20 protein-coding genes are annotated in these 22,742 nt (G+C 54.3%); 2 read left to right on the forward strand and 18 right to left on the reverse strand.

The features are described from left to right. The first annotated feature begins 285 nt into the window (after positions 1-285). On the forward strand, positions 286-3,693 hold the full coding sequence (locus tag QGM61_RS00745) for an ATP-binding protein (RefSeq protein WP_281131519.1): 3,408 nt from the start codon (positions 286-288) through the stop codon (positions 3,691-3,693). After that, positions 3,690-4,628: a response regulator transcription factor gene (locus QGM61_RS00750; RefSeq protein ID WP_281131520.1), complete on the forward strand. Its 939-nt coding sequence runs from the start codon at positions 3,690-3,692 to the stop codon at positions 4,626-4,628. Before QGM61_RS00745 ends, QGM61_RS00750 begins: the two co-directional genes overlap by 4 nt. 60 nt (positions 4,629-4,688) lie before the next feature. Here the strand turns inward: QGM61_RS00750 and QGM61_RS00755 are convergent, their stop codons facing one another. The 18 genes from QGM61_RS00755 to QGM61_RS00840 all read right to left on the reverse strand — a co-directional run bounded on the left by QGM61_RS00755 (position 4,689) and on the right by QGM61_RS00840 (position 22,703). After that, positions 4,689-4,934 (reverse strand): hypothetical protein, encoded by a 246-nt coding sequence (locus QGM61_RS00755; protein ID WP_281131521.1) that lies wholly within the window; start codon positions 4,932-4,934, stop codon positions 4,689-4,691. Between the two features lie 48 nt (positions 4,935-4,982). Next, complete coding sequence (gene ureG, locus QGM61_RS00760; RefSeq protein WP_281131522.1) at positions 4,983-5,684, reverse strand: urease accessory protein UreG; 702 nt, start codon at positions 5,682-5,684, stop codon at positions 4,983-4,985. Between the two features lie 43 nt (positions 5,685-5,727). Next, entirely contained in the window at positions 5,728-6,411 is a 684-nt protein-coding gene (locus QGM61_RS00765; protein WP_281131523.1) for an urease accessory protein UreF, read from the reverse strand. Further along, a complete protein-coding gene (ureE, locus tag QGM61_RS00770; protein ID WP_317622112.1) occupies positions 6,383-6,961 on the reverse strand; it encodes an urease accessory protein UreE in 579 nt (192 codons plus the stop codon). Before ureE ends, QGM61_RS00765 begins: the two co-directional genes overlap by 29 nt. 11 nt (positions 6,962-6,972) lie before the next feature. Beyond that, positions 6,973-8,673 carry an urease subunit alpha gene (ureC, locus tag QGM61_RS00775; RefSeq protein WP_411268268.1) on the reverse strand — a complete coding sequence of 567 codons (1,701 nt, stop codon included), beginning with the start codon at positions 8,671-8,673 and terminating at the stop codon, positions 6,973-6,975. 23 nt (positions 8,674-8,696) lie between these two features. Next, a complete protein-coding gene (locus QGM61_RS00780) occupies positions 8,697-9,014 on the reverse strand; it encodes an urease subunit beta (RefSeq protein WP_281132053.1) in 318 nt (105 codons plus the stop codon). A 48-nt stretch (positions 9,015-9,062) separates the two neighbouring features. Beyond that, positions 9,063-9,365 carry an urease subunit gamma gene (locus tag QGM61_RS00785; RefSeq protein WP_237133290.1) on the reverse strand — a complete coding sequence of 101 codons (303 nt, stop codon included), beginning with the start codon at positions 9,363-9,365 and terminating at the stop codon, positions 9,063-9,065. A gap of 124 nt (positions 9,366-9,489) precedes the next feature. Next, positions 9,490-10,368, reverse strand: a complete 879-nt coding sequence (locus tag QGM61_RS00790) for an urease accessory protein UreD (protein WP_281131524.1) — start codon at positions 10,366-10,368, stop codon at positions 9,490-9,492. Beyond that, positions 10,365-11,069, reverse strand: coding sequence for an urea ABC transporter ATP-binding subunit UrtE (gene urtE / locus QGM61_RS00795; RefSeq protein ID WP_237133288.1), 705 nt, complete (start codon positions 11,067-11,069; stop codon positions 10,365-10,367). Before urtE ends, QGM61_RS00790 begins: the two co-directional genes overlap by 4 nt. After that, complete coding sequence (gene urtD, locus QGM61_RS00800) at positions 11,066-11,848, reverse strand: urea ABC transporter ATP-binding protein UrtD (protein WP_237133287.1); 783 nt, start codon at positions 11,846-11,848, stop codon at positions 11,066-11,068. The genes urtE and urtD overlap by 4 nt, the downstream gene beginning before the upstream one ends. Continuing rightward, entirely contained in the window at positions 11,845-12,996 is a 1,152-nt protein-coding gene (urtC, locus tag QGM61_RS00805) for an urea ABC transporter permease subunit UrtC (RefSeq protein ID WP_317622113.1), read from the reverse strand. The genes urtD and urtC overlap by 4 nt, the downstream gene beginning before the upstream one ends. After that, positions 12,993-14,648, reverse strand: coding sequence for an urea ABC transporter permease subunit UrtB (urtB, locus tag QGM61_RS00810; protein ID WP_317622114.1), 1,656 nt, complete (start codon positions 14,646-14,648; stop codon positions 12,993-12,995). Before urtB ends, urtC begins: the two co-directional genes overlap by 4 nt. A gap of 39 nt (positions 14,649-14,687) precedes the next feature. Continuing rightward, positions 14,688-15,989, reverse strand: a complete 1,302-nt coding sequence (gene urtA / locus QGM61_RS00815) for an urea ABC transporter substrate-binding protein (protein ID WP_411268743.1) — start codon at positions 15,987-15,989, stop codon at positions 14,688-14,690. A 245-nt stretch (positions 15,990-16,234) separates the two neighbouring features. Continuing rightward, a complete protein-coding gene (locus QGM61_RS00820) occupies positions 16,235-17,332 on the reverse strand; it encodes a HupE/UreJ family protein (RefSeq protein ID WP_281131525.1) in 1,098 nt (365 codons plus the stop codon). Next, entirely contained in the window at positions 17,332-18,225 is an 894-nt protein-coding gene (locus tag QGM61_RS00825; protein WP_281131526.1) for a peptidylprolyl isomerase, read from the reverse strand. The genes QGM61_RS00820 and QGM61_RS00825 overlap by 1 nt, the downstream gene beginning before the upstream one ends. Before the next feature lie 27 nt (positions 18,226-18,252). After that, the gene (locus tag QGM61_RS00830) at positions 18,253-19,740 is read right to left on the reverse strand and encodes an agmatinase family protein (protein WP_281131527.1); all 1,488 of its coding nucleotides are present in this window, start codon (positions 19,738-19,740) and stop codon (positions 18,253-18,255) included. A 54-nt stretch (positions 19,741-19,794) separates the two neighbouring features. Then, entirely contained in the window at positions 19,795-21,237 is a 1,443-nt protein-coding gene (locus QGM61_RS00835) for an agmatinase family protein (RefSeq protein ID WP_237133283.1), read from the reverse strand. Then, positions 21,234-22,703 carry an agmatinase family protein gene (locus QGM61_RS00840; RefSeq protein WP_281131528.1) on the reverse strand — a complete coding sequence of 490 codons (1,470 nt, stop codon included), beginning with the start codon at positions 22,701-22,703 and terminating at the stop codon, positions 21,234-21,236. The genes QGM61_RS00835 and QGM61_RS00840 overlap by 4 nt, the downstream gene beginning before the upstream one ends. Positions 22,704-22,742 lie beyond the last annotated feature (39 nt).

A 22,742-nucleotide genomic window follows, 5' to 3' on the forward strand; every position in this document is an offset into this window, starting at 1 on the left:
GCTCCAAATTGTTTCAGGATAGTTATTGACGACGGAATCTATTAGTACCACCACGAGCCATGCAGCGCAGTGGGTTAAACGACGTAGAGGGCGGGGATGAGTGCGCATAGCAATGAAACCCGTGATTGCGTATCACCTGTTTATGCAATGCTGTGGGCACTCATGACGTCTGTCAGCTGTATGGCTCACATTTTGCATGGCCTTAATGGATCGAGAATCCCAAAAACAGACTCACAGGAAGCTTAGCAGCCGTTCTAGCCAATGCCAACTCAAAAGATTTTTCGTGTGCGACGAAAGTACAACCTGTGGGTCGGTAACGAAACACTGGAAGACTTTGCGCTGCGATTCACGGCGATAGGAGCACGCCGATTCAGCATCAGCACGGTTGCGATGACGGCTATTGGCGCTACCGCCTTCCTGGCACTGGAAGCGATTGCTGCAACCATCACCCTGAATTACGGAGTGGTGAATGCGGTAGCCGCCATGCTGGCAGTGGCGCTAGTCATTATCACCACTGGGTTTCCCATCTGTTACTACGCCGCCCGCTACGGCCTGGACATTGACCTGCTGACACGCGGCGCTGGTTTCGGCTACCTGGGTTCAACCATCACATCCTTGATCTATGCCTCATTCACTTTCATATTCTTCGCGATTGAAGGAGCCATTCTTGCGGCGGCCCTGTACGCCATGCTGGGCATTCCATTATGGCTGGGCTACATCATCTGCGCAGTCGCAGTCATACCTATCGTAACGCACGGAATCACGCTCATCTCACGGTTTCAGGTGGGCACCCAAACGTTCTGGTTGACGCTGCAGTGCACTGCTTTGGTGCTTGTTTTGTGGTTTGAGTTCTCCAGGGTCGAAGATTGGGCAGCCTACATGCCAGACGGCACAACCGGCGGGCTGCCCGGTTTTGATCTCGCACTATTCGGTGCGTCAACAGCCATACTTTTCGCCATGGTCGCCCAGATTGGCGAGCAGGTGGACTATCTGAGATTCATGCCTCAAAAAACCCCTGCCAATCGTTTTCGCTGGTGGTTCTGGTTATCGCTGGCCGGCCCCTGCTGGATACTTATTGGTCTTGTAAAAATGCTGCTGGGTTCCTTTCTTGCCTGGATTGCCGTTTCGCAGGGCGCTTCTGTGGAAAGGGCTATTGACCCAACCTGGATGTATCAGATGGTCTTCAACTACGTCAGCAGCTCTCCTGCATTCTCGTTGGTGCTGGCAGGGTTGATGGTCATCGTCTCGCAAATGAAGATCAATGTAACCAATGCCTATGCTGGTTCGATCGCCTGGTCCAACTTCTTTTCGCGGCTGACACATAGTCATCCCGGCCGTGTGGTCTGGCTGGTTTTTAATGTGGCAATTGCTCTGCTGTTGATGGAGCTTGGGCTCTACCGGGCGCTGGAGTCGATTCTGGGTTTGTTCTCCATAGTTACATTGAGCTGGCTGGGATGCCTGTCGGCCGACCTGATGATCAATAAACCGCTGAAACTCAGCCCTTCCTACATCGAGTTCAAACGCGCTCATTTGTATGACATCAATCCGGTCGGTGTCGTCTCCGTCCTGATCGCATCGATTGTTGGAGTTCTTTGCTATCTGGGCATGTTCGGTGACACACCTCAACATCTGGCACACTTTATCAGTCTGGGACTATGTTTTATCTGCGTTCCTCTGATCGCTCTGGTCACCAATGGTCGCTTCTACCTGGCCAGAACTTCGCCCGAGATTGACAGCATAATGGTCTCTACCGGACCGGAAGAAAAAGCCCAATGCTGCATCTGTGAAAATTATTTCGAGCGACCGGACCTTGCGTATTGCCCCGCCTATGAAGGCGCAATCTGCTCGCTGTGTTGCTCACTCGACTCACGCTGCATGGACGCCTGCAAACCCGAAGCAACGCTCAGCAGTCAATTGGAAGAATGGTTGCAGCATTGGCTGCCTGCCGCCCTGTTCCGCCCTGTGGGCAGACGCCTGGTGCGATTCATGACACTCTTTGGTATCGCCAACCTGATCAGTGCTGCACTGTTATCACTGGTTTATTTCCAGTTGAGCACCGATCCGGTCAGCGCACTTATTCTGAATCAGGCGCTGACCATGCTGTTCTTTGTAATGATGATCATTCTTGGCGTGACCTGCTGGCTCTACCTGCTGGCAAGCGAAAGCCGGGTTGTCGCTCAGGCGGAGTCAACCATCCAGACCAACCGGCTACTGGCAGAGATTGAAGCCCACAGTCGAACCGATGAGCAACTGCAACGCGCAAAAGACCTGGCGGAACGTGCCAACAATGCCAAAAGCCGGTATCTCTCGGGCATCAGTCATGAACTACGGACGCCATTGCAGGCGATACTCGGATATGCACAGCTTTTGATTCAGCGCGAAGACATGAGCGAGCGCAACCGGGATGCTGTGCAGATTATCAAGCGCAGCGGAGACCACCTGGCGGGCCTGATCGAGGGCCTGCTCGATATATCAAAAATCGAAGCAGGTCGGCTGGAGATCTATCGAAATCACGTCAAGCTACCTGAATTCATTGACCAGATGGTTCAGATGTTCCGCGACATGGCAGCAAACAAGCAGATAGACTTCAGCTGCCATATCCACAACAAGTTGCCGGAAGTCGTTACCACCGACTCGAAAAGACTGTATCAGATCCTGGTAAACCTGCTTTCCAACGCTATTAAATACACACCACGTGGCAGCGTTGAGTTCCATGTCCGCTATCGAAACCAGGTTGCCGAGTTCTCTGTGGTAGACACTGGTATCGGCATCAGCGAAAAAGACCTCAAGCGCATCCTTGACCCCTTCGAGCGGGTTCGCGGACCCGACGTACCCAATGTGCCTGGCACCGGCCTGGGGCTGACCATTGTTCGCCTGTTATCTGAAATCATGGGTGGGGAACTTGACATCGTCAGCACCCCCGGCAAAGGCAGCCGCTTTACCGTCAGTCTGATGATGTCACGTGTCACCGAACATTCCGTACAGACACCGGTCCCCCACCAGATTAAAGGTTATCGAGGACCACGACGCACCGTCATGGTTGTAGATGACGATCCCATCCATCGCGGACTAATGTCAGAACTGCTCCCCCCTCTTGGGTTCACCGTGCTGGAATCACCGGACGCCCACGATTGCCTGGAAACCATTGAAGAGGCTCGCCCTGATATATTGCTGCTCGACGTCAGCATGCCTGGACTGAGCGGACTCGAACTGATCAGACAATTGCGCGAGATGGGACACCGGCAACCCGCAATCATGATTTCGGCCGATGCGCAGGAGCACCATCGCAGTATGCAGGATACAGCGCATCACAATGCTTATCTGGTTAAACCAATTAATCATCAACGATTACTTGAAACTATTGGCGATCTTCTGTCTATTGACTGGATTGTTGATAGTCCTGGGTCCGACAGCTCTTTGCTGGAGAAAGCAGAGCCTCCCACCGATTTGACGACGATTGCTGATCACGAGCTGGTCAGAGAATTGATCACCTGCGCTGAACTCGGATACAAGCGCGGCGTACAGAACAAACTGGACGAGCTCGCTCGACATGAGCTCATAAACGAAACCAGTCGCAAATCCCTGAAAAAACTATTGGATGGAATGCAGTTCGCGCAGATTGCGCGCAGCTTTACCGCAACAAAAAAGCTAAAACCCACACCGGACGATCAGATGAGTGCTACTGAAAAATGAACAAAAAAACCAATTCCAATGTGATACTGGTAGTCGATGACTCCCCCGAATCACTGAGCTTCGTCAATGACACACTGGAGGAGGCCGGCTACAACGTCCTGGTTGCGCTTGAGGGACGACAGGCATTGACCATTGCGCGACGAATCCGGCCTGACATGATCCTGCTCGATGCCATCATGCCCAACAAGGATGGCTTCGAGACCTGCAGGGATCTGCGCGCCATCCCGGAACTTGCCAGCATCCCCGTGGTTTTCATGACCGGTCTCAGTGACTCTGCCAGCATTGTCAGGGGACTTGAGGCGGGAGGCGTAGACTACCTGACAAAACCTATAAAACCCGAAGAATTACTCGCCAGGATGAACGTTCACCTGAACAATGCCCGACTGACCAGTAGCGCTTACAATGCTCTCGATTCGGCAGGTCAGCATCTGTTCTCGGTCAGTCGCGATGGCCGTATTCTCTGGGCGACGCCACAAACTCTGGCGCTGTTCGCAAGGGCCGGCGCCAGCGAGCAGTGGCAAACCTCGAAGCTGTCCGTTGAGCTGAGCAACTGGCTTTCGCCACCAGCGCAACGGGAAGAGAATCAAATGCTGACTTTGACCGTGGAATCCGGCAGTGGCCCCTCATACCAGGAAAAACGCCTGAGCGTAACCTTTATCCGGCACGTCAATGCAGAAGAAAAACTGTTGCGATTATCGGAGGCGGCCGAAACAACAGGTGAAGAATTATTGCGCGAAAAGTTGAACCTGACCAAGCGCGAGTCGGAAGTACTGGCATGGATCAGTCAGGGCAAGACCAACTGGGAAGCAGCCCAGATTCTGCAAATGAGCCCAAGGACCGTCAACAAACATCTGGAGCAGATATTCAAGAAGCTGAATGTACAAAACAGAACGGCCGCCGCCCGTATCGCCATCGGTATTCTGGAGCGCGACTGAAATAGCGAATCAACTGATTTTAGTAGCAGGGGCGACTATCAATAGTCGCCCCGAACGGTGTCAGTCACCTCTGCCGATCTGATTCCACTTCTGCTTCAGAATCATGCCGATAATTACGACAGCACTGATCGCCAGCACCAGCCATGCAGCGTGCTGAATATCATGTAATACAGTGCCAGGCGTTCCATGACCTTCGTGAGCATTCGCCATGGGAGAAACAGCCGAGCCGACAAGCAGAATCCTGGCGACAGCCCTGTCACGCAGCCAACGGCCAGGACGAACAACAACCTTATTAAACACGTTCATAAAACTAGACTCCTGAATGGTATAGCTGTGCTCTTAATAGCACCCTTGTCACTGACTGGGTCGAGTGCCTTCGGCGACATCCGCCGCTCTGACACCCGCGCGACTGACAAGCTCGTCACCCGAGAACCGGGGAGCCAGCATGCCCTGCTCAACGATGAAATCGATGATCTTACCCAGGCCTTCCCAGGCTTTCAGGTTGCTGAATACAAAAGGTCTTTCACCACGCATTTTTAGCGAGTCCCGGTTCATTACATCCAGCGATGCACCAACCAATGGGGCCAGGTCTGTTTTATTAATGATTAACAGATCAGACCGGGTGATACCGGGGCCGCCTTTGCGGGGAATCTTGTCACCAGCAGAGACATCAATCACATAAAGTGTCAGATCGGACAATTCCGGGCTGAATGTGGCACTCAAATTGTCGCCACCACTCTCCACGAATATGACCTCCAACTGCGGGTGCCGTCGCAACAGCTCATCAATGGCAGCGAGGTTCATCGATGCATCTTCACGAATTGCCGTATGCGGGCAACCCCCGGTTTCCACACCAAGGATCCGGTCGGCATCCAGCGCTTCGTGGCGCGTCAGAAAATCAGCGTCCTCACGGGTGTAAATATCATTGGTCACAACGCCTATCTGCCAGTGCTCACGCATCAATGTGCAAAGCGCCCTGAGCAGAGCAGTCTTGCCGGAGCCTACTGGCCCTCCTACACCCACCCGCAGTGTCTGACGTGCAGATTCATTACTCATCACCAGTCTCCTGAATTGTTTTGTGTATGCATCAGCTTGTCGCTCATGAGCGGAAAAGCCTTGTGTATTGAGTTTCATGGTACATGCTGGCCAGACTCAGGGCTGGCAGCGTCATACCGAGTTCATCGTCAGCAAGCTCTCTGGCCTGCTCGATCGCAGGCGGCAGATCATGCTGCAATTGTTGAATCAGGCTCTGGGCCTGAGACTGACCGAGCGGCACGAGCTTGGTCGCTGCGTTTACCTGGTTCTCCAGCCAGGCCCAGCCGTAGCCTAGCGCAACCATCTGCGCTGGAATCTGCCACTGAGCTGCAACATAACTGAATACAGTGACAAAGCTGCTGCGGCCCTGCCAGCGAGGCGCCTCAATAGCCAGCGTCGGCAGCAGCCTGATCAGTGCCTCTCCTGTCGCTGTATCAGTCAACTGCAATTCGTGGGTCTCACGACTCGCCAGCAGAAAGTCATTCCACCACTGAACAGCTGCATCATCTTTCAGGCGATGCGCATCGCACAGGCGCATCAAAACCGGAAGGTCCAGACGCGCCAGCGAGAAACGAATCTGCGTTCCCAGCCAGTCCGCCACCTGATCTCTACTTTTTATCCAGGACGCTTCTATCGCATACTCCAGTCCCTGCGAGAAAGCATAGGCCCCTACCGGCAAGCCCGGACTGCACAGCTGCATCAGCCGCAGCAGCGTCAGGTCAGTGGTGATTATGGCGGGTCCTGTCACCGGCTTCTCCAGTCGTGATTGCAGCCTGATCGGCGTGCGAGTCCTCATTGTCGTGATGGTGGTCGTGTGAATGATCGTGCGCATGCCCATGTGAATGGTGATGTGCATGCGAGTGACCCTGACTTTGAAAATAGGCACCAGACTCCGGGATGAAGACATCGTGTCCGTGCTCAACCGTCAGGCCCAGCTGGGTCAGCATGTCCTCGAGTACATGGTCACGCTGAATACGCAGGCTCAATTCAGAAACCTGCAGTTTTACGTGGCGATTGCCCAGGTGATAACAGGCTTTTGCAAACAGCAGCCAATCGTCACAACGCGCGATGGCGACTGGCTCGATAGCACCTTCAACGAGTACGTGGCGCCCGCACCTGCAACGCAGGAACTCTCCCACTTGCAGGGGCGTCCCACGCGACAGAAAGATTCGCACTTCCTCACCTTCCGGCGAGAATGCTCTTAGCCGTCCGCGGTCCCGTTGCTCATGCGTCAGGATAATACGCGCATCAATTGCACAGGAGGCTTCAGTGCCGAGTCGTTCGCAAACTTCCAACATGTCGTGTTTCCTTAAAACAGAAAGTACCGCTGTGCCATCGGCAGCACAGAGGCGGGCTCACAGGTCAGCAACACACCGTCTGCCCTGACTTCGTAGGTTTGCGCGTCCACCTCAATAGTGGGCAGCCAGCTGTTGAGTTTCATGTCACTTTTGCGCATCGCTCTCACATTTCGACAGGCTACCAGTCGTCGTTGCAAGCCCAGCGAATTTATGTCCCCGGCATCCAGCGCCAGTTGACTGGTGAAGGTTACTGACAGCGCCGCAGCCGCCGCGCCGTAAGCGCCAAACATAGACCGATAGTGCACCGGCTGGGGCGTCGGAATGGATGCATTGGGGTCCCCCATAGGCGCTGCTGCTATAAAACCAGACTTTATGATCAGCGAGGGTTTGACACCAAAAAACGCCGGCTTCCAGAGTACAAGGTCAGCCATTTTGCCGACCTCAATTGAGCCGACCTCATGCCCGACACCGTGCGTGATTGCCGGGTTGATGGTGTATTTAGCGATGTAGCGTTTCACTCGGAAGTTGTCAGCCCTTGTGATGCCGTCAGGATCATCCAGCTGACCACGCTGCACTTTCATTTTGTGCGCGGTCTGCCAGGTTCGTGTTATTACTTCACCCACCCGGCCCATGGCCTGTGAGTCTGAGGCAATCATGCTGAAAGCGCCGAGGTCATGAAGAATATCCTCTGCGGCGATAGTTTCCTTGCGGATACGCGAATCGGCAAAAGCGACATCTTCCGGTATGGCCGAGTCCAGATGATGGCAGACCATCAGCATATCCAGATGTTCATCAACGGTATTTACTGTGTACGGTCGTGTCGGGTTGGTTGATGAGGGTAGTACGTTTGGCAGAGAGCACGCCTTGATAATATCGGGCGCATGACCACCTCCTGCGCCTTCAGTATGGTAGGTATGAATGGCACGACCCTTGAAGGCATCAATGGTGTCATCCACAAAGCCGGATTCATTCAGGGTATCGGTATGAATGGCAACCTGCACATCGTAGTCGTCAGCAACGTTCAGGCAATTATTTATCGATGCCGGCGTCGTACCCCAGTCCTCATGCAGTTTCAGGCCACAGGCACCTGCACGTAACTGCTCCACCAGCGGCTCCGGTGTGCTGCCATTGCCTTTGCCGAGAAAGCCCAGGTTCATGGGCATCTGATCGGTTGCCTGCAGCATGCGCGCCATATTCCAGATACCGGGAGTACAAGTGGTTGCCTTGGTGCCGGTGGCTGGGCCGGTACCGCCACCAATCATGGTGGTCACCCCGGACATCAACGCCTCCTCTACCTGCTGCGGACAAATAAAGTGAATGTGTGAGTCGACACCTCCTGCTGTCAGGATGCAGCCCTCGCCTGCCACGATTTCTGTACCAGGACCGATGATGATATTGACGCCCTGCTGGACATCCGGGTTACCGGCCTTGCCGATGTGATGCACCCGTCCGTGTTTAATGCCAACATCTGCTTTTACAATACCCCAATAGTCGATGATCAGGGCATTGGTGATAACCAGGTCCATGCTTTCGCTGTCGCCACACTGGCTTTGTCCCATGCCGTCGCGTACAACCTTGCCGCCACCAAATTTGACCTCGTCTCCATACTGGGTGTGATCGTATTCCACTTCAACCCACAGATCAGTATCTGCCAGGCGAACCCGGTCACCGACAGTGGGGCCGAACATTTGTGCATAACTTGTGCGATCGATTGTGGCCAAAGTCAGTTCTCCCCTTATTTTAAAGTATCCAGGTCACCCATGACTTCACCACGGAATCCGACAACGCGCCGGGCACCGGCAAATGGCACCAGCTCGACCTCGCGGGTCTGACCCGGTTCAAAACGTACGGCTGTGCCCGCGGCGATATTCAGGTGATGCCCCCGTGCCGCGGCTCTGTCCAGTCGCAAAGCAGGATTAACCTCGGCGAAGTGATAGTGAGAGCCAATCTGAACCGGTCTGTCGCCAGTGTTTTCCACAGACAGACGAAGACGTGTTCGACCATCGTTAATGGTAATGTCGTCGTCAGCCGTCACAACCTGACCAGGAATCATGTTTCCGCTGCCGTTATCTGGTGTCATGAAAATTCTCACTTGCGGTGCTCAGTTGATGGGATTGTGCACGGTGACCAATTTGGTGCCGTCAGGAAATGTTGCCTCAACCTGAACTTCAGGCATCAACTCAGCGACCCCTTCCATCACCTGATCACTGCTCAGTACCTGCTTGCCCTCGCTCATCAGTTCCGCCACGGTTTTGCCGTCCCGGGCACCCTCGATGATGGCCATTGAAACCAGGGCAACAGCCTCTGGATAATTCAGTTTGAGGCCCCTGGCCAGACGGCGTTCAGCCAGCAAAGCGGCTGTGAATAGCATTAACTTGTCTTTTTCTCTGGGTAACAGTTCCATGATCGTTTCACCGGGGTAGAAGTTCAGGTGACGGGGTCACATCATTCATAAACATGCATGTGCCTATGCACAAAGTTTGCCAGCCCCGCCGGCATGTCAGGTACCTGACGCCCATCAGCCTGCATCAGGTTGCCCATATACGCGGCGGGCAGTGTTGGCGTCCGAGCAGTAGCGGCCTCAACAATTGCCAGCACTGGATGAATATTTCTCTGGCCTCTGCCGACGAACTGCCGAGATAGCGAACCGTTACAAAGCCGTTAAAAACGCTGACATTGCAAAGCATTCCAGGCTTACAGGAATCGGTCACTGATCGCAGACTGGTGACTATTTCTGCAGTTTCGCCGCTACGGCTTTCTGCAAACGGGCCGGCGACCATCAGGCCCATGACCGGCTGGCCACGCAGCCCTACAGAGGCGTCATACAGAAAGCGACTGCCCTCGTTAAGCACGAAATTCTCAACGATTAGTGGCCGGCCATCGCGAAAAATACCTAAATGCTGCCTGAATTCTCCGCTATCAAATTTCAGCGCACTGGCCGGCAGACCCAGACAGGTGATTTCCCAGCCTACGTAATGGCATTGATCGCTCAACTCAACTCGGGTTTCAAGACCGGCAGACGCGCCGGGATAGATAATGGTTTCCTGGGGGAAGTATTCGATATTCGCACCCTCCGAAAGCACCATTCTGGTGCGCTGCCATTGCAGCGTGCGATCTTCTCGTGCACGGTAAACTCGCCCTGCACCAGGAGTGGTCACCAGAACGCTGGCGTCATTGCCCAGAGCTACTGATATCTCCAGAGAGTCGCCCGAAACCAGTCCACCGGGTGGGTGCAAAAGGTAAACATGCGCCAGATCAGGGCCTTCCGGATAAAATGGTTTTTGCACGTAAAGAGGCCCGTTGTGGGCACTGGCCACCAGGCGACAGCCGCGGGCTGTCTGCGCAAATCTTAAATCAAGCGATGCCTGCCAGCGTGACGCTGCAGGCCTGGCTAACGCGGCGGTCATACTGCCAGATGCCGTCGAATCAGCTCGTCACTAAGTCCACTCATGGCATCGCTGGCAACCACACGGCCCTTTTCCATCAAACGAAACTCAGTACCGACACGTCGCGCGAATGCCAGTTTTTGTTCAACAAGAATAACGGTCAGACCTTCCGAATTCAGTTTCATAATGACGTCACCAATCTGTTTGACGATATTCGGCTGGATGCCCTCATTCGGTTCGTCCAGCACCAGAACCTGCGGGTCAGTCACCAGCGCACGGCCGATAGCCAGTTGCTGCTGCTGTCCACCTGACAGGTCTCCACCACGTCGATGCAACATATCGGCCAATACCGGGAACAATTCGAAAATGCGATCCGGAATGGTTTTTATTCCGTCTGTACGGCACGCCAGTCCGGTCTGCAGGTTTTCCTCCACGGTCAGCAATGGAAATATCTCGCGGCCTTGTGGCACAAAGCCAATACCGGCGCGTGCCCTTTGATGTGCGGGCATGTCCTGGATGGCTGTTCCGCTCAATTCTATAGTGCCGCTGTCAATGGGCAGCAAACCCATCAGGCACTTTAGCAGTGTTGTCTTGCCAACACCGTTTCGGCCCATGATGCAGGTACAGGAGCCCTGCTCCACCGAAATATCAACGTCCCAGAGAATCTGGGATCCACCGTAGCGCTGGTTCAGACCACTGATGGCTATGGTTGGCGTTGTCATGATGACTCCCCCAGATACACCTCAATGACGTCGCGGTTATTTTGCACCTGATCCATTGTCCCTTCAGCCAGTACGGCCCCCTGATGCAAGACAGTCACTGTACGCGCAATACTGCGCACAAATTCCATATCATGTTCCACGACAATCACCGTGCGTTCGCCAGCCAGGGATTTGAGCAACTCAGCTGTGCGCTCAGTCTCTTGCGCCGTCATGCCGGCAACAGGTTCATCGATCAACATAACGCGGGGGTTGGCGGTCAACAGCATGCCAATCTCCAGCCACTGTTTCTGACCATGAGACAGCACACCTGCCTTGCGATGCCGCTCGGAGACCAGGCCAATTGTCTCAAGCACCTGATCCATCTGATCTTTCTGCGCTGCACTCACTTTTGCCATCAGCGTCGACCAGACGCCCTTGTGGCTGGCCAGTGACAACTCCAGGTTCTCGTAAACCGTCAAAGCCTCGAAGACTGTGGGTTTCTGAAATTTTCGACCAATGCCCAGTCGCGCTATGGCCGCTTCATCATGCTTTAGCAGATCTATCGTCTGACCAAACCACACCTGACCAGAATCACAGCGCGTCTTGCCGGTTATGACATCCATCAGCGTGGTTTTGCCCGCACCATTGGCACCAATCAGGCAGCGCAGTTCGCCATCGTTGACGTACAGGCTGAGATTGTTCAAAGCTTTGAAACCATCGAAACTGACCGACAGATTTTCGATATAAAGTATGACATTGTGCGAGACATCCGGTCGGGCGCTGACTGCTTTGTAGCTCATGAGCTCGCCCTCCCCAGATTTGCATTACCTTTGTCCCCACCGGAAGACCCCGGCAAGCGGCTTTGCAGAATGCCAACCAGACCCTTGGGCAGGAAGATGGTAACAATCACAAACAGGGCGCCCAGCATGAAGATCCAGCTCTCGGGAATCAATGCAGTAAACCTTGTCTTGGCGTAGCTGACCAGAATCGCGCCGACCACAGCACCATAAAGCGTGCCACGTCCCCCAATAGCAACCCAGACCACAATCTCAATGGAATTGATGGGACTGAACTCACCGGGATTGATGATGCCAACCTGTGGCACATAGAGAGCACCGGCCATGGCAGCAATCAGCGCTGAATAAATAAACAGCCAGACCTTGTAGTCCTGAGTGCGGTAGCCAAGAAATCGGGCACGTGCCTCGCTGTCGCGCACTGCGATAATGACCCGCCCCATACGGGAGTCAAGAATATAGCGACTGGTCGCGAATACCAGTGCAAGCATCACTGCAGTCATCATAAACAGCGTCACCCGGGTGCTGTCTTCCGTCAGGCTGACACCGAGGATATCTTTGAAGTCAGTCAGTCCGTTATTGCCGCCGAACCCTGTTTCGTTGCGAAAGAAAGCCAGCATCAGAGCGTACGTCAGCGCCTGCGTCATGATGGACAGATACACGCCTGTCACGCGGGACCTGAATGCCAGCCAGCCAAATACAAAGGCCAGCAGCCCGGGCACCAGCAGCACCATCAACATGGCAAACCAGAATTGATCCATACCCAGCCAGAACCAGGGCAGCGAATCCCAGTTCAGGAACACCATGAAATCAGGCAATTCGGGATTGCCATAGACACCCCGGTCACCGATCTGGCGCATCAGATACATGCCCATGGCATAACCACCCAGCGCAAAAAACGCCCCATGGCCCAGGCTCAGGATGCCGCAGTAGCCCCAGATCACATCCACCGCCAGCGCCAGCATGGCATAACACAGATACTTGCCCAGCAGCGTTATTGTGTAGGTACTGACATGAAATGCCGAGTCTTCAGGCAGCAGCAGATTACTTAATGACGCCAGTGTGGTGCTGACAAAAAGCACAATCACAAACAGCGTAATCGTGCCCGAAGTCGCGCTGCGCATATCGCCTAACTTAACCAGCAACGATGTCATTCCGCGGCCCTCCCTTTCTGCGGGAACAGGCCCTTGGGACGGAACTGGATGAACACGATAATAAAGACCAGTGTGATAATTTTTGCCAGTACCGCACCTACTGCAGGCTCGAGGAATTTATTCGATACACCCAGGCTGAATGCGCCTACCAGCGTACCAAACAGATTACCGACACCGCCGAACACAACAACCATGAATGAGTCGATGATATACGACTGGCCGAGATTAGGGCCCACGTTGGTCAGCTGGCTCAGCGCGACACCGGCGATCCCAGCAATACCCGAACCGAGTCCGAAAGTCAGCGCATCTACTCTGTCAGTTCTAATCCCCATCGCCTTGGCCATGTTCCTGTTCTGGGATACTGCACGAACCTGGAGTCCCAGAGAGTTTTTTCTCAGAATCATCATCAGGGCAAAAAACACAATCAGTGAAAATATCAGAATGAATAGTCTGTTATTGGTAATTGCCAGCACCGGGTTTATCTGTATTGTCCCACTCATCCACTCGGGTGAGACCACCATACGGTTTAGCGGTGAAAATATGGTGCGGACTGTCTGTTGCAGAATCAGACTGATACCAAAGGTCGCCAGCAGAGTTTCCAGAGGACGACCATGCAGATAACGAATAACGTAGCGCTGAATCAGAATACCTACTGAGGCAGACACCAGGAAAGCGGCGGGAATGGCAACCCAGAGCGAGTAAGTGATGAATCCGGGCATCACCAGCTGCACGACGTAGGTGGTGTAGGCACCCAGCATCAGCATCTCGCCATGTGCCATGTTGATTACACCCATCACCCCAAAGGTAACGGCCAACCCGATCGCGGCCAGCAACAGCACAGACCCAAGACTCAGTCCATAAAACAGCTCTTCGATGAATCCGTAAAAGCGGATACGCGTGTCAATCGCCGCATTGGCTTCTTCGATCGCCGCACGCACTTCAGGGTTCTGTTCATTACGGCCATTGGGGTCCAGCAGGCTGTTCAGCAGATTCCGTACGGGTGCCTCCAGGCGTCCGTGAAGCGTCGGTACCACCTGCAGTCGTTCCTCATCAGGGGCATCGGAGACCAGCACGTTCATGGCGATACCGACTTCCAGAACTTCGCGAACCTCAGCATCCTCTTCAGACGCCAGCGCTTCTCGCAGCAAGAGCACGGTATCCTCTCCCATCTGGGAAAGTAACTCCGCCGCCGCTATGCTGCGCTCTTCCGCATCACCTTCAAACAGACGTATGCGTGCGATCGCATCACGTAACAGAACACGTAGCCGGTTGCTGACCCGGATTCGCTCAAGCTCATCAGCTACCGTCGGCAACAGCTGAACAGCCTCGTCGTTAGAAGCATCTGCGGGAGGATAGACCGGTGTGGCCGAATTATCTTCGGCCAGCCGGTAGAAGGTCATGGATTCTGGGTCGACGGCCAGCGAGTTGTCGAACATCGCGGTGAATAGCGGCAGGATGCCCCGGCCACCCTGAGTCTCGAGTTGCGGAATCAACTCGACGGCCTCACTCAGGCTGGCATCAACCAGACGGGCCAACAGGGGTTCCAGGTCAGAGGTATCTGACCCGGCCTGGGACTGCGCCTGTGCCTGCGACACAGAAGCGAATGCCATTGCAATCCAGACCAGGACAGCAGTAATACTTAGGTGTTTCAAGAGGTGACTCCGTCGCCGTGCAACTCAGTAGCAATTGTCTTAGTAGCTTTGACCAGAACAGACTTCAGTTACTGTGTTGTAGTTGCCGCAACGAATAGGATCAGTCCAGTCGGCTTCCAGCACGCGGGAACCTTCCAGGTAGTCGGACCAGGCATCACCGGGCACCAGGCCTTCGGTTTCCCAGACAACCTGGAACTGGCCGTTTTCCTGGATTTCACCGATCAGAACAGGCTTGGACAAATGGTGATTCTTGCCCATCACCGCAGTTCCGCCAGTCAGGTTGGGTGTTTCCATGCCGATCATGGCCTGTTCTACCGCATCTACATCGGTAGTGCCGGCTTTCTCAACGGCTTTCACCCACATATTGAAACCGATGTAGGTCGCTTCCATCGGGTCATTGGTGACACGTGACTCGCTACCAATGAAGTCGTGCCAGTTGTCGATGAATTCTTCGTTCTGAGCAGTATCGACACTCTGAAAGTAATTCCAGGCAGCCATGTGCCCCACAAGTGGGCGTGTATCAATACCGGACAACTCTTCTTCACCGACGGAGAATGCCATCACAGGAATGTCGAACGATGAGACTCCCTGATTACTCAATTCACGATAGAACGGCACATTGGCATCGCCATTGATGGTGGAAACAACTGCCGTGGGTTTACCGGTGCTCCCGAAGCGACGGATATCTGCAACGATGCTTTGCCAGTCAGAATGGCTGAATGGCGTGTAATTGATCATGATATCTTCATCAGCAACACCATTGGCTTTCAGATAGGCTTCAAGAATGCGATTGGTGGTGCGGGGATACACGTAGTCAGTACCGGCCAGCACCCAGCGCTCAATACCCAGCTCGTTCATCAGATAGTCAACAGCAGGAATGGCCTGCTGGTTTGGAGCGGCCCCCGTATAAAAAATATTTTTGGATGACTCTTCACCTTCGTACTGAACAGGGTAGAACAGCAGGCCATTGAGCTCCTCCAGGACTGGCAACATCGATTTGCGGGACACCGAGGTCCATGCACCAAAAATGACATCGACTTCTTCCTGGGTCAGCAGCTCGCGGGTCTTCTCTGCAAACAGTGGCCAGTCCGATGCGGGATCGACCACGACTGGTTCAAGCTGTCGGCCAAGCACTCCACCACGCTCGTTCTGCTGCTCAACGAGCATCAGCACGGTATCCTTCAGTGTGGTTTCACTGATGGCCATGGTGCCCGAGAGTGAGTGCAGCACGCCCACTTTGATCGTGTCCTGGGCCACAGCTATCGGGCTCAATGCCATCAGCCCCATCAAACAGGCGCCGGCTTTCAGGATCATGGATGACTTGGGTTTGCGGGTGCTCATTGTCTACTCCTGCTGGTGATTGATGGCGAACCTGACAGTCTGCGACAAGGTTCATGATGCTAAGTAGATTGTTGCAATTTAAAGGGCTCTGCGACCAGTCGGCGATTGACGGCACAAACTACGTCATAATGCGTATTACGTAGTTTGACGCAGAATGCGCCTCATGACCCCTTTTGCTACGTAGCAGCGATCCGGCCTCTGACTGAACCTGCCGAATCAGCTGATTTAACAAGGGAACCAGCCTGTCAGCCGACCACCCGTTGCAGTGTCCAGAAGACCCCCATACCGCCCACGAGACACGTGGTCGCGTGCATGAGTTCGTACTCCACTCGACCCAGACGTCTGAGAATCGCAAGAGCCAGCAGAATGGCACCGACGAATAAAACCTGACCCACCTCAACGCCAATATTGAAAAATGCCAGTGCTATCACCGTGTCTGCAGCAGAGACGCCCAGCTCCCCTAATACACTCGCGAAACCGAGGCCATGGATCAGGCCAAATGCAGCAGTCACACCCATACGCCAGCGATGCGAATGCACTTGCGCCTGAGGTCCCGAGAGGGTTTCAGAGCCTTGCCCGCGCCGCAGGCTCAGTCGTGAGCCCGGTGTGAAGAAAACCTCACGCGCCATGAATACAACCGACAGAGCGATCACCGCTTCAACTGGCGCAATTGGAATGTTGACCAGACCAAGATGCGCCAGCGCAAGCGACAGTGAGTGCCCTACCGTGAATGATGTAATCAGGCCAATCAGCGGCAGCCCCGTGGCAAGCATCGCCAGACAGAACACAAAAGCGAGGTGGTCCCAGCCAATAAGAACGTGTACCGTTCCAAGCTCAAGGTAGCGCCAGGCCTTTTCAAAAAAGCCCTGCGGTGGTTGCGCGGCAAGTTCGTCCCAGACTGGCATGTCGAGACTGATGCCGGTTCGATTGCCCGACAGCATGACAGACGAACTGGTGCCATCCAACATCTGCAATTGCAGCATGCCGCCATCACGACCCCATCGCGTTTCGATCTGCCCGGTCAACTCAGTGCCCGCTTCCGCAGCCAGCTCTGGATCGCAGTCAATCATCATGGTGACGACATGCGACTGCCCTTCTGTTACTGAATCGCGCTGCATCAGAACACAGTGGCGAGGAACGACCAGAGGCGCATTGGCATCGAGGTTGGCAGGCATGGTCACTACCAGTTGGTGCACATTCGGATTGGCCTGTTCGACCAGGGTAAATTGCACGATATCCAGATAATGAGCGCGTGCCGGTGCTGCCATCAACAGCAGCGCACACAGCAGTGCAGCAAATCGGGCAAGCCGCAGTCGCAAGAGAGTAGCGCCTGTCACTTTCATCAGTGCCCCTCTTCTTCGCGCAGATTCCTGGCGCTTGCCAGCAATGCCTCTACGCTGGAACTGACTTCCCCGCTGGAGTCATAGACGACATCAAACTCATCACGAATCTGCTCGGTGCGCTCAGCCACCCGATTGAAAAGCATTGCATCTGACCAGTCCTGCAGCAGTCTGTCACGAACCGCTTCATAGGCTATTGGCTGCGGTTGCTGCACACCGCTGACCTTGACGTAATGGTAACCACGTGGTGACTGATAGGGGCCCATCCAGGTTTCCAGGGGCGCCTCCAGAAGTGCAGTAAAGAATTCTCCACCAAAACTGGAACGCAGAATACTGGCAGCATAGTCCGACATATTGTCTCCCAGCCAGTAACGCTCGCCTTCGATGTCTTCACCAGAACGCAGTCGCTCCAACAACTCGTCAGCATTCTCAGGTTGCTCTGAATAAAAGACCTGATCAAAACTGACGCGGGTTTCACTGTAGTACTCCTGAATATTGTCCATGTAGAAGGCAAGCAGGTCTTCTTCGCTGGGTGCGCTCGGCACCCCAGCCCACAACAGTCGGACTTTCTCAATCAGGTGGGCGCGCATTTTGCCGTCGGACAGATGCATGTTCTGACGCAGCGCTTCACGAAAAACGATTTCCTCATTCAGCCATTCCTGAACGATCTGTTCAGTTTCCTCTTCGTTGGGCTCGCGGCCTTCCAGCCACTCAAAATCTTCCTGCAGAATGTCCACCACGGCTTCGTTCACAATAATCGTGCTGACCGCATTCTGGTCAGCCTCCGCCAGACTCTCCGTGGTTTCCCCACCGTTTCTGATCGCATCAACGACAAATATGCCCGCCGCCGCCACACAGAATATGGCCAGTGGTTCTTTCAACAGTCTGTCAAACATCAAGTTTCTCCTGCACACCGAGCCCTGTTAGGGCTCGGCAGATTCATCGGGCGCGTTCCTGGCGTGATAGTCATCCTGGGCGTGGTCAAGGGATACCGGGTTCAGGTAATGAGGCTCGTCAATACCCTCTGCCCGCATCGCGATTCCCGTCAGACAGGCCTTTACAATGGCTGCGCTGTGCAGTGCCGTTGTGTAGGCCGGGTCAAGTGCGGGGGCCACTTCAACCAGATCGAAACCGATTACCTGGTCTTCCGCACACAGGCGACGGATGATCGGTATCGACTCACGCGGTGTCATACCTCCTGCAACTGGCGTGCCAGTACCGGCGATATAGGAGGGATCGAGCACATCCACATCGAAGGAAATATATAGATAGCGGCCATCACCTTTGGCTTCAGCCAGCACACGCTCCAGTACGTAGTCCCAGCCATAGCGCTCAACCTCAGCCATAGAGTGGTATTTAAAGCCCTCTTCGCGCATCCAGCGGTAGATGCGCTCATTCGGGCTGCCCGATCTCAGGCCCACCTGAATGTAGTCCGCACCGGCGATCAGATCCTCACGCAGCAGTCGATAGATAGGCTGACCGTGTGAGATATAGTGAGGACTGTCGCGGCCTACGTCGTAGTGTGCATCAAAATGGATCACTCCGACGTTTCCCTTGCCATAAACATCCACCATGGCCGCAACGTTGGGGTATTCCAGGGAGTGGTCACCACCAATGATGAACGGTATGGCGCCGGTACTGGCAATTTCTCTGACCACTTCGCGCACATGCTGCATGCTGCGCTCGGTACTGTCGTTGTCGATGGCAATATCGCCATAGTCGACGATATTCAGCACGGAACTGGCATTGACCTGGGTATATTGGTCGTTACCGGCCATGCCGCCGCGCAGGCGCAGGGCCAATGGTCCATGGTCGGCGTCACGCCAACCAGATCCCATGTTCAGTGGTGCACCCACGATGGCGATGTCCACATCACCTGCGACCAGATCCTCTGGCGTCAGGGCTACCGGGGCGCCGGCAAAGGTTGGAATGCCACCATTACCCCCCATGTAGCGGCCCAGACTGATGGGACCATCCTCACGCTCAGGGTCGAAACTGCGGGGACGTCTGACTGTCCAGGCATTGAAATCAGGTGAGTCAGTATTCAAAGGAATAAACGCCTCATCCACACCTTCCTGAAAGGGGCGCTGTTCCCGAACCCACATCATTGCCTGAACGTAGGCCTTCACTTCATCCGGGCTGCGTTTTTCCAGCGCTTCAAACAGCTCCTCCGGAGTCTCCGCATAAGAACGGGTCATCGACGGATCCGACAGAAAAGCCATCTCTTCCTCAGTCAGCGGCGCCAGTCGGTCGGCGAGGTTACTGGGAAACTCAATCGATTCCGGCTCTTCCTCGGCTTCCTCTGAAGACTGTGCATGGCCTGACTGCCATGAAAGCAAACCGGACAGACATAGTGCCGACAGCAGCATGGTCCGACAGGAAAAACGCGTTTTTGTTAATTCAAAGTTCATACTGAATACCTGTCAATGTTGAAACACGTTTGGCGATTCTTCCTGTAATTGCAATCAGTCCTGACCATGATCCACCGCTATTGGATCCAGGTAGTTTTCCTCGGTCAGCCCACTTTTTCGCATCGCCACACCCGTCAGACAGGCGTTCAACATGGCATTGGCATTCATGGCACTGACATAGCTGAAGTCCAGCATCGGGGCCAGGTCCATGAGTTCAAATCCGGCGATCTGAGTTTCCGCGCACAAACGGCGCAGCAAAGGCTGAAGTTCGCGCACCGTCAGTCCACCAGGAACTGCGCGACCAATGCCAGAAACTGCTGAGGGATCAAATATGCTGACATCAAATGAAATGTAAACTGGATTGCCAGAGTCTTTTGCCTCGTCTATGACACGATTCATGACCGAGTCCCAGCCGCGAAGCTCGATTTCCGCCATGGTGTGATATTTGACACCTTGCTCTCGCATCCACATAAAGGCTTCGCGCGTGGGTTGCGGTCCGCGCAGCCCCACCTGAATCAGGTTTTCACCACTGATAATCTGTTCGTCCATCAGACGATAGACGGCATCACGATCTGACAGGCGGTGTGCGCGAGTCGGCTCGGCGTTGTAGTGCGCACCGAGATGAACAACAGTCAGTTCCTCATCGCCCATGGCAGTCTTGACAGCCTTCACCGTCGGATACATCACGGAATGGTCACCGCCAACCAGGAACGGGACAGCACCTGTCTCAGCCAGAAGTGTGACCTGCTCGGTGATATGACCAATGCTGCGCTCCACACTCATGCGGTCGACGTTAAAGTCGCCATAATCGACAATATTGAGCACTGCCATAGGATCAATCAGGGCATGCACGTTGGAGTCGGCTATGCCACTCATCGCGCGCAGTGTTTCGGGACCGTTACGCGCATCGCGTGAGCCACTGCTCATACTTTGCGGAATACCGGAGATGGCAATATCAACTTTGCCAGCAACCAGGTCTGCAGGCGTAATAGCGACTGGCGCACCAGCAAAAGTGGGAATACCACCCCACTGGTGAATATAACGCGAGACACTGAAGGGACCCGGAGTACGGCGTCGCTCCCACAAGGCTTCAGGACGAACAATCTTCCAGCTGTTGAATCCGCTTGCTTCAGGGTTAAGTGGAATCTGCCCCATGTCGCGCTCGGGGTCGTAGGCAAATTCATCAAGCGCCTGCATCATATCGGACACATAAAGTGCAATTTGCTCTGGCGTGCGGCTGTCCAGCTCCTGCATCAGTTTCTCGCGAGACGCGACAATCCGCAGCGGTTCGGTCCCGCGTAAAAAGCTGCGCTGTTCGGGTGTCAAAAGCGCCAGTTTATCGGTCACACTTTCCGGCATCGCCACCGCGTCGGGCGTCGGCTCCGACGATGACAACATCACCGAACTGGAGCTGGAAGTTGTGCTGGCACAGGCTCCAAGGAACAGACACATACTTGTAGAGACCATCGCCACGTACTTCATTTTTGAGCACTTCATTGTTGATTCTCCTCGTGGTAATCGTCCTGGGCGTGATCCAGCGATACAGGGTTAAGATAATGTGGTTCTGTCAATTCAAGACGTCGCATCGCCACGCCGGTCAGGCAGGCTTTGGCAATGGCAGCACTGTGAAGGGTTGTAACGTAGGTCGGATCCAGCTCGGGTGCGACTTCAACCAGGTCGAACCCCACCACATTGGATTCCGCACAAAGGCGACGCACGATAGGTATCGCCTCTCGTGGTGTAATTCCGCCAGACACCGGTGTTCCGGTTGCCGAGGTATAGGAAGGATCCAGTACGTCAACATCGAATGAGATATAGAGTTTGCGTCCGTCACCCTTGGCTTCTGCCAGTACGCGTTCCAGTACATAGTCCCATCCATACTTTTCCACTTCGGCCATAGTGTGGTACTTGAAACCTTCTTCGCGCATCCAGCGGAAAATGCTTTCATTTGGACTATTCGCACGCAGTCCAACCTGTATATAGTCAGCGCCAGTAATCAGTCCTTCATTCAGCAATCGATAAATGGGTGCCCCGTGGTCAATCAGGTGGGCACGATCCCGGCCGACATCGTAATGCGCATCAAAGTGAATAACGCCCAGATTACCGACACCAAAGACATCCACAAGTGCTGCCACGTTGGGATACTCCAGAGAATGGTCACCACCAATAATGAATGGAATGGCACCGGTCTCAACAATTTCCCGCACCACTTCACGTACATGTTCCATGCTACGCTCAGTGCTGTCGTTATCGATGGCAATGTCTCCGTAATCGACGATGTTCAACACCGATCCCGCGTTAACCTGTGTGTACTGGTCATTGCCACTCATACGACCCATCGTTCGCAGCGCCAGTGGTCCATGCTGCGCGCCGCGCCAACCGGATCCCATATTTAGCGGCGCACCCACAAAGGCTACGTCTACTTCACCGGCGATAAGATCTTCTGGCGTTAGTGCAACAGGCGCACCAGCGAATGTCGGAATACCTCCGTTACCACGCATGTAGCGCCCGAGGCTGATGGGGCCTGGTTCACGTTCTGGGTCAAAACTGCGGGGACGCCTGACTTTCCAGGCATTGAATTCTGGTGTATCCGTATTCAAGGGAATATGGTCCAGATCCTGACCTTCCTGAAAACCACGCTGATCCCGCACCCACATCATGGCCTCAACATAAGCCTTGACCTCGTCTGCAGAACGTTTTTCGATCTGCTCTACTAGCTGATCAAGATCTTCGGCGTAGGAGCGAGTATTTCGGGGGGTGCGCAGAAACTCGAGTTCCTCGTCGCTAAGCAGACCCAGGCGACTGTCCAGCGAGGCGGGGAACTCTACCAGCTCGGGATGATCAGACTCTTCTTCTGTCTGTGCCGTGGCAAACTGGCCCAACAGAAGTGCGCTGCTGAGAGTTGCCTGGAGTAACAGGCGCATGTGCCTGCCAATATTTGTTTGATTGTTTTTTGTTGTCATCTTTTTTCCTTGCTTTATATCCACAGCCGACTGCGCTGA

Source organism: Pseudohongiella sp. SYSU M77423 (assembly GCF_029911965.1).
In the GTDB taxonomy this organism is placed as follows: Bacteria; Pseudomonadota; Gammaproteobacteria; order Pseudomonadales; family Pseudohongiellaceae; genus Pseudohongiella.

Bases quoted from the DNA above. Each gene is read 5' to 3' on its own strand.
- QGM61_RS00755 (WP_281131521.1), bottom strand. From the start codon at position 4,934: ATGAACGTGTTTAATAAGGTTGTTGTTCGTCCTGGCCGTTGGCTGCGT.
- QGM61_RS00790 (WP_281131524.1), bottom strand. From the start codon at position 10,368: ATGACCGCCGCGTTAGCCAGGCCTGCAGCGTCACGCTGGCAGGCATCG.
- urtA (WP_411268743.1), bottom strand. From the start codon at position 15,989: ATGAGCACCCGCAAACCCAAGTCATCCATGATCCTGAAAGCCGGCGCC.
- ureE (WP_317622112.1), bottom strand. From the start codon at position 6,961: ATGTTGGAAGTTTGCGAACGACTCGGCACTGAAGCCTCCTGTGCAATT.
- urtE (WP_237133288.1), bottom strand. From the start codon at position 11,069: ATGACAACGCCAACCATAGCCATCAGTGGTCTGAACCAGCGCTACGGT.
- urtD (WP_237133287.1), bottom strand. From the start codon at position 11,848: ATGAGCTACAAAGCAGTCAGCGCCCGACCGGATGTCTCGCACAATGTC.
- QGM61_RS00835 (WP_237133283.1), bottom strand. From the start codon at position 21,237: ATGAAGTGCTCAAAAATGAAGTACGTGGCGATGGTCTCTACAAGTATG.
- ureG (WP_281131522.1), bottom strand. From the start codon at position 5,684: ATGAGTAATGAATCTGCACGTCAGACACTGCGGGTGGGTGTAGGAGGG.
- QGM61_RS00840 (WP_281131528.1), bottom strand. From the start codon at position 22,703: ATGACAACAAAAAACAATCAAACAAATATTGGCAGGCACATGCGCCTG.
- QGM61_RS00820 (WP_281131525.1), bottom strand. From the start codon at position 17,332: ATGAAAGTGACAGGCGCTACTCTCTTGCGACTGCGGCTTGCCCGATTT.
- QGM61_RS00825 (WP_281131526.1), bottom strand. From the start codon at position 18,225: ATGTTTGACAGACTGTTGAAAGAACCACTGGCCATATTCTGTGTGGCG.
- urtC (WP_317622113.1), bottom strand. From the start codon at position 12,996: ATGACATCGTTGCTGGTTAAGTTAGGCGATATGCGCAGCGCGACTTCG.
- QGM61_RS00750 (WP_281131520.1), top strand. From the start codon at position 3,690: ATGAACAAAAAAACCAATTCCAATGTGATACTGGTAGTCGATGACTCC.
- QGM61_RS00785 (WP_237133290.1), bottom strand. From the start codon at position 9,365: ATGGAACTGTTACCCAGAGAAAAAGACAAGTTAATGCTATTCACAGCC.
- QGM61_RS00830 (WP_281131527.1), bottom strand. From the start codon at position 19,740: ATGAACTTTGAATTAACAAAAACGCGTTTTTCCTGTCGGACCATGCTG.
- QGM61_RS00780 (WP_281132053.1), bottom strand. From the start codon at position 9,014: ATGATTCCTGGTCAGGTTGTGACGGCTGACGACGACATTACCATTAAC.